Annotated in this window: 12 protein-coding genes; 4 read left to right on the forward strand and 8 right to left on the reverse strand. The window is 53.3% G+C overall.

The window, feature by feature from the left end; all coding sequences use genetic code 11:
- Position 1 precedes the first annotated feature (1 nt).
- On the reverse strand, positions 2 to 1,030 hold the full coding sequence (locus ACGJAX_RS25440; RefSeq protein ID WP_390956605.1) for an efflux RND transporter periplasmic adaptor subunit: 1,029 nt from the start codon (positions 1,028 to 1,030) through the stop codon (positions 2 to 4).
- Positions 1,027 to 2,568: an MFS transporter gene (locus ACGJAX_RS25445; protein ID WP_390956606.1), complete on the reverse strand. Its 1,542-nt coding sequence runs from the start codon at positions 2,566 to 2,568 to the stop codon at positions 1,027 to 1,029. The genes ACGJAX_RS25440 and ACGJAX_RS25445 overlap by 4 nt, the downstream gene beginning before the upstream one ends.
- Before the next feature lie 107 nt (positions 2,569 to 2,675).
- Between ACGJAX_RS25445 and ACGJAX_RS25450 the strand changes: the two genes are divergently transcribed.
- Positions 2,676 to 3,431, forward strand: a complete 756-nt coding sequence (locus ACGJAX_RS25450) for an IclR family transcriptional regulator C-terminal domain-containing protein (protein WP_390956607.1) — start codon at positions 2,676 to 2,678, stop codon at positions 3,429 to 3,431.
- Positions 3,432 to 3,630: 199 nt separating this feature from the next.
- Here ACGJAX_RS25450 and ACGJAX_RS25455 read toward each other — a convergent pair whose 3' ends face one another.
- Complete coding sequence (locus tag ACGJAX_RS25455; RefSeq protein WP_390956608.1) at positions 3,631 to 3,804, reverse strand: hypothetical protein; 174 nt, start codon at positions 3,802 to 3,804, stop codon at positions 3,631 to 3,633.
- A gap of 139 nt (positions 3,805 to 3,943) precedes the next feature.
- Here ACGJAX_RS25455 and ACGJAX_RS25460 point away from each other — a divergent pair, with 139 nt between their 5' ends.
- The gene (locus tag ACGJAX_RS25460; protein WP_390956609.1) at positions 3,944 to 4,645 is read left to right on the forward strand and encodes a pirin family protein; all 702 of its coding nucleotides are present in this window, start codon (positions 3,944 to 3,946) and stop codon (positions 4,643 to 4,645) included.
- A gap of 145 nt (positions 4,646 to 4,790) precedes the next feature.
- On the opposite strand, the gene ACGJAX_RS25465 is transcribed toward ACGJAX_RS25460, so the two are convergent.
- Positions 4,791 to 5,771: an IS5 family transposase gene (locus tag ACGJAX_RS25465; RefSeq protein WP_390956610.1), complete on the reverse strand. Its 981-nt coding sequence runs from the start codon at positions 5,769 to 5,771 to the stop codon at positions 4,791 to 4,793.
- 678 nt (positions 5,772 to 6,449) lie between these two features.
- Between ACGJAX_RS25465 and ACGJAX_RS25470 the strand changes: the two genes are divergently transcribed.
- Complete coding sequence (locus tag ACGJAX_RS25470) at positions 6,450 to 6,644, forward strand: LysR family transcriptional regulator (RefSeq protein ID WP_390959994.1); 195 nt, start codon at positions 6,450 to 6,452, stop codon at positions 6,642 to 6,644.
- A 121-nt stretch (positions 6,645 to 6,765) separates the two neighbouring features.
- Here the strand turns inward: ACGJAX_RS25470 and ACGJAX_RS25475 are convergent, their stop codons facing one another.
- From ACGJAX_RS25475 to ACGJAX_RS25490, 4 genes are all read right to left on the reverse strand, one after another.
- The gene (locus ACGJAX_RS25475; protein WP_390956611.1) at positions 6,766 to 7,785 is read right to left on the reverse strand and encodes a hydroxyquinol 1,2-dioxygenase; all 1,020 of its coding nucleotides are present in this window, start codon (positions 7,783 to 7,785) and stop codon (positions 6,766 to 6,768) included.
- 48 nt (positions 7,786 to 7,833) lie between these two features.
- The gene (locus tag ACGJAX_RS25480) at positions 7,834 to 8,328 is read right to left on the reverse strand and encodes a hydroxyquinol 1,2-dioxygenase (protein ID WP_390956612.1); all 495 of its coding nucleotides are present in this window, start codon (positions 8,326 to 8,328) and stop codon (positions 7,834 to 7,836) included.
- Between the two features lie 55 nt (positions 8,329 to 8,383).
- Complete coding sequence (locus ACGJAX_RS25485; protein WP_390956613.1) at positions 8,384 to 9,313, reverse strand: LysR substrate-binding domain-containing protein; 930 nt, start codon at positions 9,311 to 9,313, stop codon at positions 8,384 to 8,386.
- Positions 9,314 to 9,483: 170 nt separating this feature from the next.
- A complete protein-coding gene (locus tag ACGJAX_RS25490; protein WP_390956614.1) occupies positions 9,484 to 10,821 on the reverse strand; it encodes an FAD-dependent monooxygenase in 1,338 nt (445 codons plus the stop codon).
- A gap of 486 nt (positions 10,822 to 11,307) precedes the next feature.
- Here ACGJAX_RS25490 and ACGJAX_RS25495 point away from each other — a divergent pair, with 486 nt between their 5' ends.
- The gene (locus ACGJAX_RS25495; protein WP_390956615.1) at positions 11,308 to 12,255 is read left to right on the forward strand and encodes a LysR substrate-binding domain-containing protein; all 948 of its coding nucleotides are present in this window, start codon (positions 11,308 to 11,310) and stop codon (positions 12,253 to 12,255) included.
- Positions 12,256 to 12,259 lie beyond the last annotated feature (4 nt).

A 12,259-nucleotide genomic window follows, 5' to 3' on the forward strand; every position in this document is an offset into this window, starting at 1 on the left:
GTCACTGCTCCCTTGCGGTATCGATACTGACCACCACCGACATGCCTACTCGCAAGCGATCAAGGTCCGGTTGATTGGCATCAAATACGATTTTTACCGGGATACGTTGAGTGACCTTTGTGAAGTTGCCAGTAGCGTTGTCGGGCGCGACTTCTGAAAATGAAACACCGCTGGCTGGCGCCACGCTGAAAATGCGTCCCTGAAAGTTGTGTCCAGCGACGCTGTCAACGTGTATCTCCGCCTTCTGGTTCTGGCGCATGTGCGCCATTTGAGTTTCCCGGAAATTCGCAACCACGTAAGCCTCGTCCAGAGGCACGACTGCCAGGAGTGGATGTCCCTGGGAGACGTATGCACCCACGCGCACCGAGCGTTGCCCGACCATGCCATCCTGCGGTGCCGAAATTTTGGTGTACGACAGGTTCAAATCCGCTTGGTGCAGAGCCGCCTGATCCTTGGCCAGCGTCGCCTTGGCCACTTGAAGCTGGGCCTTCAGAACGTCCAGTGTTTTCAGCGCTGCGATTCGGGAAGCTTCGTCACGGTCACGTGCTGCTTGAAGCCTGTGCAGATCGGCTTCGGCCTTTTGTCGCTCTTGCTGGGTGCCCGCGCCTGAATTCGAAAGATTCAAATAACGCTGAGCGTTGAACTCAGCGAATTTGACCAACGCTGCGGTAGACCGGGTGGTGGCGGCAGCTTGATCGATCACGGCTGCCTGACGCTCGATGCCTGCCGCAAGATTTTCCACCTCAGCCTCAGCCCCCTGGACACCCGCTGCGGCTGAATCCCTGGCTACCACAAAATCACGATCATCGAGTTCAACCAATGGCTGACCTGCACTGACGGATTGATCATCCTCAACCAAAACCTTGGCCACTTGGCCTGAAACCCTCGGCGACACAAACACTGAATCTGCCCGGACGTATGCATCATCGGTAGTCTGGACGGTTCCACTGCCAAACAGGCGATACAAGCCGTAAACAGCACACAGAAGCATTGCGGCGGCGATGAGTGAAATAGCGGTTCTATGTTTCATGGCTGTACCGGAGGTTGCGGTGGATAGGCGCGTTTAGGGAGAGTCAACAAAATCAAAAACAGGACGGCGATGATCAGCAGCAGTGCCAGGAAGGCATCGCTGAAGCTAAGGACCAGGGCTTGCCCTCTCACCCGTTCCGCAAGTTCGGCAACAGACCCCTGGGTCACGAGCGGCGACAGGGTGTGCCAGCGGGAACCGACGGCGTCGAGCAAAACGTTGGAATGGAAATGCTCGCGCTGGGTAATAAAGTTTTCTACGGCAGAACCCGCCACCACCGCAGACATACCCCGCAAAGCGTTGACCATTGCCGACGCAAACGGCCCTTCCATCGGAGCAATGACTCCGGTGGCGTTCTTCAGCAAAGGCACGACGACCATGGGCTGACCGATCGCATGCAACACCTGCAGCGCGTAGAAATCTTCCCGTATCCAATCACTGGTGATGAACGAGGCACCTATGCAAGCAATGGTTAACAGGATGAGCCCTCCAGCGAGTACATAGCGGGAGTCCAGCCAATGACGATTGATGACAAAAGCCACCAAAGGCGCAAGAACCAACTGAGGCAAGGCGATCATCAGGGCAATAGGCATCACTTGCTGTGGGCGATAGTGATGGATCTCCATGAGATAAGCGGCCGGAATGGCACTTCCCGCGGTCGCGACGATGACAAATAGGCAAAGCGTCGATAATCCGTAGGCGAAATTGCGCCGCTTAAGCAGCTGCAACTTGAAAAGTGGTAAGGGGTGATACCACTCGTTCAGCAAAAACAGCGGCAGACAAACTGCTACGCCCATAAGCATCGCGACAATAATCGGCGAGGCTAGCCAATCCAGACGTTCGCCTTGGCTCAGGGCAATGACCAGCATGGAAATCCAGCCCATGCCAAGGGCCGCACCCATCCAGTCCGCTTGCATGAATCGCTCCAAACGGAGTGGATCCTGTGGCAAACCGTAGGCAATCAGCGCAGCACCGACGAGACCCGCCGGGACGATTTGCCAGAACACCAACCTCCAATCACTTTGTTCAGTCCAAAGCGCAGCCAGAGGCATTGCCAGATTGGGCCCGAACGTCGCCGTCAGTGCATACGCGGAAAGGCCGTACAACTTTATGTTCCAGGGCAAGAATCGCAGTGCTACGGTCATCAGTAGTGGGGGTAACGCTCCACCAGCCAGCCCCTGCAATACCCGAAGAACCAGCAAAGTCTGCAGGTTAGGGGACATGGGAATAATGACGCCGAGCAAGGTAAAAACGACGGTGACCGCGATTGCGAAACGGCGTATCGAAAAAGTGATTGCCAGCCAGGGTGCGATCAGCATCGCAGAGACTTCCGCAGCAGCGTACGCGGTGCTGATCCAGGTGCCTTCATCGTGGCCAAGCCCGAAAACACCCAGGCTGTCGATCAAGGTAATTTCGGTGACGCGGTCGTTGATGCCAGAGATGAGAGCAGCAATCAAAACGCCAAAAAGCCCTACAGCCAAACGCCCGTCGAACGGGGTGGGACTGGGTGCGGCAGCAGGTATAGGGGTCGGAGATGACACTTTATAACTCTCGAAAAGGTGCGGAACCGAGCAGGTAAGCTAAAATTCACTAACCCATTCGAAATTTCGGTACAGTGTACCGCTTTGCAGTACAAGAGACAATATTGATGACCATTTCCTCATCTGATCGCAGTCCCATCCAAGTAATTACCCGGGCGGCGGCTATCCTGCGCTGCCTGGAAAGCGAACCCAACGGACTAAGCCTCGGCGCCATCGCCAAGCGGATTGAGTTGCCACGTTCAACAGTGCAACGGCTGGTCGACGCCCTGGTCGTCGAGCAACTGCTCGAACTTCAGGGCGCGGGGGGTGTCCGTCTGGGCCCGGCGCTGATGCGACTCGCCTCTCACAGCCATGTCGATATCACCCAGCATGCCCGGCCGTTCCTGGAGCAGCTTGCACAAACCACAGGTGAAACCGCAGTTCTGGAAACAGCCAACGGGGACAACTTGCTGATCCTGCATTCAGTGGTTTCTCACCAGGCTTTGCGGGTGTCTCCGGTTGCAGGAAGCATGTTCAACATTTACGCGACGTCTGGCGGAAAGATCCTGTTATCAAAACTTGATGATGAGGCGGTGATCAAACTCGTCGGTCACACCCTGCAGCCATTGACGCCGAAAACCCCAACGCTGAGCGAGTTACTGGCCCAGTTGAAGCTCGTGCGTGAAGAAGGCTTCGCGTATGACTTCGATGAGCACACCATCGGGGTCGGTGCAGTGGCAGTGGGTTTGCAGACCCCGCAAGGTAGCTACTCTATTGACGTCGTCGGCCCTGTCTGGAGATTGCAAGAGGATTTGCCAGGCATCAAAGAAGCGTTGATGAATTGTCAGTCAGGACTGAACAAAGCGCTTCGAGGCCTGGACTGATCCGAGTGACTGATAAGGACTTCAAGATAGGGTGCCAGCATATTAAAGAGTACCAAGCGAACCGATAGCTAATTTCCATATAATTGGCTAATCCAATGAGTTGCAGGGGGCCGAGTGCCGTATCAGAGACTCGGGATACCACTGCAGGCACGGTTCCCCGCAACTCAAGAAATTATAGAAAGCTCTTTGCCCGCACTCCTCACTCCGCTTCGCCAAACTCTTTGGCTATGCCTGAATATAACTTGCGCTCTTTGGGTGATGTGAAAACCACCACACGGGCTGCCTGAAATCCTGGACTCTTAAAAAGCGAACCGGATGTTCGCACTTTACGAACAGACATTTCGCTACAGCAGATCAACGCCTGAAGCTGCATGTTTACACTCCGGGTGACAAATGGATCGATGAATTAGATAAATAGGTCCCATTTTTTTGGCTATTTATCCACTTCGAGGAGGTGTTCATTAAAGCACCGGCACTCCCCCTGTCCGGATAACACTCCCAGAGGCAAACACATGATTGAGTTACGTCCGTTTTCAAAACTTGGTGGCGCAGACCACGGCTGGCTTGATACCCGCCATCACTTCTCATTCGCCGATTATCAAGACACCAATCGCATGAACTGGGGCCAGATGAGAGTTTGGAATGACGACACCATTGCGCCCCAGACAGGGTTTCGTACTCATCCGCACAAAGAGATGGAGATCATCACCTACGTGCGCCAGGGCGCAATTACTCACGAAGATAGCCTTGGTAACAAGGGACGTACCGTTGCCGGAGACGTTCAAGTAATGAGCGCCGGTACGGGTATCCAACATAGCGAATACAATCTCGAAAACGAGGTAACCAGGATATTTCAAATCTGGATTTTCCCTAATCAGACAGGATTGCCTCCAAGCTGGGGCGTCAGGCCTTTTCCGACGAAGATCACCAACGGCAAGTTCGTGACGCTTGCCAGCGGCATTGATGGCGACGAAGAAGCGCTGCGAATTCGCGCAGACGCACGCCTGGCGGCGGCTACGCTGGACATCTCTGAACAGGCTGAGTATTCAATCGCCAACGGTAGAAAGGTGTATTTGGTCGTTGCCTCTGGAAGCGTTGAGGTCAACGGCACGCTTGTCGGTACCGGCGACGGCGCTGCCGTTCAACACGAATCTCACCTTAAGTTTTTTGCACATCAACGCAGTGAAGTCGTGCTGGTTGATGTAGCCAATTAGGGATGCTCTGAAGTAGCCCGCCATTTCGCGGCCAGCTGGCCTCAGTGATCTAAAAAGCGAGATCTCGGCTCAAAATACCGTCAGCTTCGTCGCATATTTTATGTTTTCGGTTGCTACGAGCGTCTCGTAGCAACCATCCCCCGCATTACAGGCGCACCTCTCCCGACGTTTTCAGTAAATGCCGGCGCGCCATCCAAAGATTCGACAGCGCAAACAACGTCACCATCTGAGCCGTATTTTTTGCCAACCCACGGAACCGCACCTTGGTGTAACCGAACTGCCGCTTGATCACTCGAAACGGGTGCTCAACTTTCGCTCGCGTCTGCGCCTTGACCTTCTCGATCTTGCGGATGACTTTGTACAGAAGACTACGCTTGCCGTATTTCTTATAGGTGCTTCGGCGCGCAGCGACCTGCCAGACGACTTGGCGTCCTTGATGCTCTTCTCGCTTTTCGACACCGGTGTAGCCAGCATCGGCGCAGACCACGTTTTCCTGGCCGTGCAGCAGTTTGTCGACCTGAGTAACGTCCGCCACATTGGCTGCTGTGACCACCACGCTATGCACCAGGCCCGACTCATCATCGGTACCAATATGTGCTTTCGCCCCGAAGTAGTACTGGTTGCCCTTCTTCGTTTGATGCATTTCCGGGTCGCGCTTACCGTCCTTGTTCTTGGTCGAACTGGGCGCGCTGATCAGCGTGGCATCCACGATGGTACCTTGGCGCAGCGACAGGCCTCGGTCGCCCAGGTAGCCGTTGATCACCGCTAGAATTCCGGCGTCCAGTTCGTGCTTTTCCAACAAACGGCGGAAGTTGAGGATCGTGGTTTCGTCGGGGATACGCTCCAGATTCAACCCCGAAAACTGGCGCAGGATCGTGGTCTCGTACAACGCCTCTTCCATCGCTGGATCGCTATAGCCGAACCAATTTTGCATCAGATGAACCCGCAGTATTGCCATCAGCGGATAAGCCGGGCGGCCGCCTTCGCCCTTTAGATAATGGGGCTCAATCAAGGCAATCAGGCCCGTCCACGGAACGACCTGATCCATCTCGATCAGGAACAACTCCTTGCGGGTCTGCTTGCGCTTGCCGGCGTACTCGGCGTCGGCGAAGGTCATCTGCTTCATCGGAAAAACTCAGCGGCTGGCGTCAGGGCATTTTGCCAAATCAGGAAGTCTTTTTCAGACCATCCTTAGATGTAAATAACGCGAAACGGTGGTCACGACTGAGGCGGTGATACGCGTTGACTACAAGCCGCCGAATTCAATGGGCGTCGTTGTTGATTGAGACATTGAAAGCGCGGCGACATAAGCATCAATAATTACCCACCGACAAAACAAATCACCTGCCGGATTAAAAACATTTCTTTCGGACAAAAAAAAGACTCGCTAAACAAGCCGAGTCTAAAAAGGGGAACTGCATACTACCACACTTCCCCTAAAATTATTTTACGTGCATCAGCACGTAAAATACAAGCAGTACTAGAGCACAAAAACCAAATTTACAACGCCCGAAATTTTATCCGTTAACCCTGCCCACTCAAACCCCAATATCGATATTTTTCAGTAGACCAATGCAAACACTCAATTTTCCAATGACAAACGCTCCGGCGCGAGAAAAGTACTTTGAACCGCTTGACCTCAGCGCCACTCGAACTATCGCACTTAACTGCAACCTCCTCGAACACTAGAAAACTTCAACTCATGAGCATTAACGAGAAATTTCTTTATACGTTTGACCTGAATATTGTGGTTACTTTTCTCGTCCTGTTTCGCGAGAGAAGCGTTACTCGCACGGCCGAATGCATGAACGTGGGGCAACCTGCTGTAAGCGGATCACTTTCCAGGCTGCGCTCGTACTTTGATGATCCGCTATTCACAAGGACAAAATCAGGAATGCACCCCACGCAGAAAGCTACCCTGATAGCTCAGCAACTTCTGCCCGCAATGAGCTGTATCGAAACGGTTCTAGTGCAACAAAAGGCAAATGCCAAGAAGTGACCGGACAGGGAGCTCGCACGAGCACCCTGTCCGATTGGCCGATCCAGTTTCTTTCGTGATGAACTTACGTATTGAAAACACGAATCAAGACCGAATCGAGACGCCAGGTACGGAACAACGATCAGAACTCGATCGGATACGGCGTCAGTTCGCCGCTTTCGTAGCGCTGCGGCAGGTTCGGCGTGGCGTTTTCCCAGACCATCAGCATCGAACGCTTGGTCGAGTAACCCTGGTGACGGATGTCCGCCGGCATGGCGCAGATGTCGCCAGGGCGCATGGTGATGCGCGCTCGCGGGTTGCCGTCGTCCTTGTCGCCCACGTCCCAGACGATTTCGTCAGACATCTGCAAGAACCACTCGACCCGGTCGTTACCGTGGAACACCGGCAGGATGAATTCCTCGGTGGTCGGGCAGAACAGGCTGGCCTTGCACACCGAGGTCACCGACGGGTTCCAGGTCACGTCCGAACGCGACAGGTACTTGAACAGGCTGAAGGCATGCAGCTCGCCTTCAAAACCTTCGGCCGCGTGCACTTCCGGCTCGTCCTGGGACACATCGGCAAAGTGACGATTGATCGGCAAATCGTTGCGCAGCGGCGAATCGTCTTTCAGGCCCGGCATGCGCTTGGTGGCGATGCGAAAGCGCTCGATGGCTTCGATGTTGTCGCCGTTCTTGCGGCCGAACGCGCTGCCGGTCTCTTCCGGGGCGGCGAACGGGTCGAAGGTGGCGTTGGTCCAGTCACGCAGAATGGCCTTGAAGGTCGCCATGATCAGCGGCGTTTCGAAATTTTCGGTGTAGTTGACCCCGGCGGCCTTCAGCGTGCCGTTGAAGGTGCCGGCGTACAGGTCGACTTTGCCGTAGTAGTTGCGGGTGCCGATGACGTGGTCGAAGTTGACCCAGCCGTAGAAAAAGCCCCAGGCCACATCGCGCATCATGGCGCGCAGGAAGGCATCGACCGGGATCAGGTGCGAACGGGTCTGGCCTTTGGCCGGCCAGGTGATACGGGCGAAGTACTCGTCGCGCGACAGTTCGAAGGCGCCGAGTTGAAATGAGCAATACCCGGTGATTGGGTGAGGCGGGCTGATCTTGACTTCATCATCGGAAAACCGTGCGGTATCGGTGGCGGATTCAAGCATGGCCATGGCGGGATTCCTTTTGTAGTTGTGGGTTAAGCAATCAGGCGCAACGAATTACTTGAAGCAGATATCTGCCCACTTCTCGACCGACAACGGTCCTTTGATGGTCTGTTGCAGCAGCACGCCAGGACGGCTGGTTTCAAAGCGATAGGCCGTACCGGCCGGCAACAGACATTGGTGACCGCGCTTGAGCAGTACATAACCCATCGGTTGGCCGACTGGCAGCTCTCCAGCCAGATGAGTGCCCTCACCGTATTGGGAAGGCGCATCGAGCTTGAGGAAATCCACCCGAACTTCGCCATCCATGACAATCGCAAACTCATCGTGTGACGCGGTAAACCAAGGCGACTTACCTTCGGCGCGCAAGGTTTCGATGACGTAGCCGAGGTTGAAGCCGACGACGACTTTTTCGTACGGTAGGGAATTTTGGGCAACTTCGAAGATGTTCGAAAACGCGTAGTGACTGGCCTTGCCACTGATGACCTCCACCGAGCCTTTGCGAAAGTTATCCAGCGAGGCGAAGACTGTATTAATTGCGGCGCTACTCATGATTTCACCTTTTGTTTGATTTCAATAAACAAAAAAACACACTCGGAAGTTCGAGTTACGCTACCCATCCGCGTTCCAGTAGCGGCTTATCCCAATGAGGTTCTTCACGAAACTTTTCCACCAGAAACTCGATTAACGTGCGAACTTTCAATGCGCGTCGTTGAGTGGCTGGAAACACTGCTGAAAAATTGAAGGAAGACAAGGTGTAATTCGGCAAAACCGGGATGAGTCGTCCGTTCAACAAGTCATAGCTAGCCACCAGAGTCGGAAGACAGACAAGGCACTCCCCCGTCGCCGCATAATCACGCAACAAATGCACCGAGTTTGAACGCACTTGGCCCGGCAGGCTCAACTCCACCTGTTCTTCCCCATGGGTGAAGACCCAGCGATTACGCGATGGATATCCTGCATACAAAGCTATCTTGTGCTGCTGCAGGTCATTAGGGTGTTGGGGCATGCCAAACTTTTCCGCATAATCCGGGGACATGCAAAACACTCGTCGCACCGAAAACAATTTTCGCTCGATCAGACTTTCTGCCAAAGGAGGGAACATTTGAAACGCGATATCAAAACCCTCTTCAATCAGATCCACGACTCGATCGTTAACCACGACATCGATTTCAATGTCCGGGTAAATTTGATTGAACTCAGCCATTATTTTTCCGAAATGACCGATGGCAAAACCTGGCAGCATTTGAATTCGCAGCTTCCCTGACGGCTTTGCACGGAGCTCGCGCATATGATCCGTCAATGAGTTGAAGCTGGTGACCATATCTGAACATTCTTTGTAGTAAGTCTCACCCACCTCCGAAAGACGGACATGCCGTGTACTGCGGTGAAACAGTGGCGAATTTATAAACTGTTCCAACTGCTGAATACGGTGAGTTACCACTGAACGGGCAACGCCCAACTGCATTGCGGCCTTTGCAAAACTGCTGGTTTCAGCAACTCTTACAAAGGCTTCCACACTGAGCAAACGATCCATAGGTCAGTTCTCTTAATATTGTTTGACCCGTCCTGACGTGGGAAAGCTCCGCCAGCATCCAACGCCAGGCGGTATATCTCATGACTTACTCTTGCAAGACGCTGCCTGAGTGGCACACTTTTTTATCTGGCCATCAAGACAAATAGTCGTAGCGCAGATCGTGCCGGAAATTATTCGAGCGAGATTGATTCGCTCAGTCTGCTACGGAAAAACCGCAATGATCGCAATGTCAAATTGCCGAGTTGATGCATTAATCCAACAATATTATTTAATTGGTGTTTGAGCGCGTACATAACCAGGCTGACATAGGCGCTGATCGACCGGGAACGCCGGCCGTTCATCTTTTCAAACTCGAGCAAGAATTGACGCATGACAGCGCGATCTGTTTGCACTTTTTCAAACATCGCCAGATCACGCTTACGTTGCACCCGACCGTTTTCCTTCATCCAGGCAAAAAAGGTAGTTGACCTGGACGATGTAAAATCCTTGAACGCTTGATTGCGGTTATCCGAATACTCATCGAGCACGCTGTCTGAAGCATTTTGGTTGATGATGGCGATTAAGGCTTCGCTCAGGTCAACCGCCTCCAACACGCCTCCGGACAGTCCGAAACCACCCATTGGATTGGTAGTCTGGGCTGCATCGCCAGCCAGTATGACCCTACCGTGGCGACGCTCCGCGACACAGCGCTGGCTGACTTTATAAGGAGCGACGTGCTCTACACGATATTGGTCGGGAGTTGGCGCGCCTGGCAGCAACTGCTGGAGTCGTTCGCCAACACGCTGACGAACCTGGGCAGTGGTAAGCGTCGCATTCTCTTCGTAACAGACTCGCCACAAACCGGACTTATCAAGTTGCACGATAAAAGCCCAATCAACCGGATCGTGAATGAAATTGGCACGGGAATAACCGTACAACGAGAAGTCATAAAAAACATTAACCGCAACCATTCGTTCGGGCCACGTTCGACCTTTGAATCTGGGGCTTACTATTTCGCGCACTGTACTTTGTGCACCATCGGTCCCGGCAACCCAACGCGAGCGCAGCTGCGTTTGCCCTCCAGGACTGCTTATCTGAAGCGTGACGTACGCATCATCCTGATCAAGATTTTCGACTCGATGGTTCCAGCGGATATCAACGTTGGGGAGCGCGCGCAAATGTTGCACGAGGATGCTGGATACATGATTTTGCCCAAGCAGCAGCATGTACGGGTATTGAGTGTCTTCAGCCAATACCTCCCAGTCCAACTTGGCAAGGAGCTTCCCGTCACCCTGGCGATAGGCGATTTCAGGACACATTACGGCGCTCTTGCGAACGTCCTCGAGCAGGCCCAGCTCATCCAGGGCAGCGGCAGTCGTTGGCATGCAGGCTACGACCTGTTGCACCGATGTGATGCCGGATTCAGCTTCCAGCACAACGACTCGAATACCTGCCTTGCCCAGCTTCAGTGCAGTCAGGAGTCCTACGCTCCCACCACCGACTACCACTACGCCATCAACCGTTTCCATGACTGCCCTTTCTCAGTATCCGCTTGCAGGGCCTGACACTTGCGTGACTCGTTATAAGTGACCAGGCGATGGATCCAGCGTAACTAGACTGATTTGGGTAGGCAATGCGAAGCCCGTTTGCCAATTGCGAACATACCGATCGCGCTTTTCAAAGCAGAATCCACGAACAAATCGAGTGTTGGCGCGCATAGATCTTGCATGGACAATCGACGCCAGTCGTCGTTTGATTTTGACGATCGGACCGTTCGCCGATCAGGAACCATCAAGATGTTGTTTAATTTCTACGCGTTACTCATGCTGGGGCGGGGGGTTGGCACAAGCCAATCGTCCTTTCGGACTCAAGCTGTTTTGCACAGGGATGGACTGGTAATTGACGAGTTTTTGCAGACATCTCTCGCTAGCCAGTCGCTCACTCAAGTGCTGTTAGACATTGAGTAAATGCTGGATAGCCAAATCGCTAGAACAAGAAAAGAATGAGGCGCCGGGATGGACATTTATCTGAGTATAGAAGCATTCGTACGCGCTGCAGAGGCGGGTAATTTTGCGAACGCAGCAAGACAAATCGGGGTGGCCAAATCAGTCATCACCACTCGAGTGCAGCACCTGGAAGAATACCTGGGAGTTTCGCTATTTCATCGCTCCAGTCGGGCTGTAAAGCTGTCTGAAGTAGGTATTTCGTATTACTCAGACTGCCATAGCCTGATTGATCAGATGCAATCACTTTCTCAGCGCTCACGCGATACTTCCACCTCAGTCTCAGGTGTTTTACGCATTGCCGCTTTAAATGGATTTGCCTTACAGCAACTTCCAGAGGTCATTGAAAAATTCAGGAAAAAACACCCTAGCGTCGATTTTGATGTTTTTGCAAATGACCAAGTCGTTGATCCCGTGCAGGAAGGATACGACATCGTGCTTCAAATCTTTCCACCGGCCTCGGAATCCCTGATCGAGCGAAAGCTGTTTTTGATGCGTGGTGTCTTCGTTGCCACACCTGAATATCTGGCAGGGCGTCCGCCCATTCTGAGTCCCGACGATCTTTGCCAACACGATTTCGCCTGCTACCGATATTACCCATGGCGTCGCTGGTCATTGAACAATGACTCACAGCACAATGAAGTGACGCTGGTACCCGCGCTTCGCTCCAACAGCGTCCATTTGGTCCAGGAATTTGCACGCAGGGGAATGGGCATCGCTTATCTGCCAACCATGGTGGCTTGCGATGATCTATTGGACGGTCGGCTGGTTCGTATTCTTCCTGATTACGAAACAGACACGCCCTACTTTTCCGCGGTATACCCGACATCACATCGAGGCACGGCTAAAGTAAAGTTATTCCTGGATTTACTCTCGTCGATGTTTTCCATGGAGCCGGAGTGGGATCGTCGCCTCGGTCTGACACCGGAAATCGCCTCGCCAGCACAAGCCTGCAACTAATTCC

It is taken from the genome of Pseudomonas moorei, from assembly GCF_042846945.1.
In the GTDB taxonomy this organism is placed as follows: Bacteria; Pseudomonadota; Gammaproteobacteria; order Pseudomonadales; family Pseudomonadaceae; genus Aquipseudomonas; species Aquipseudomonas moorei.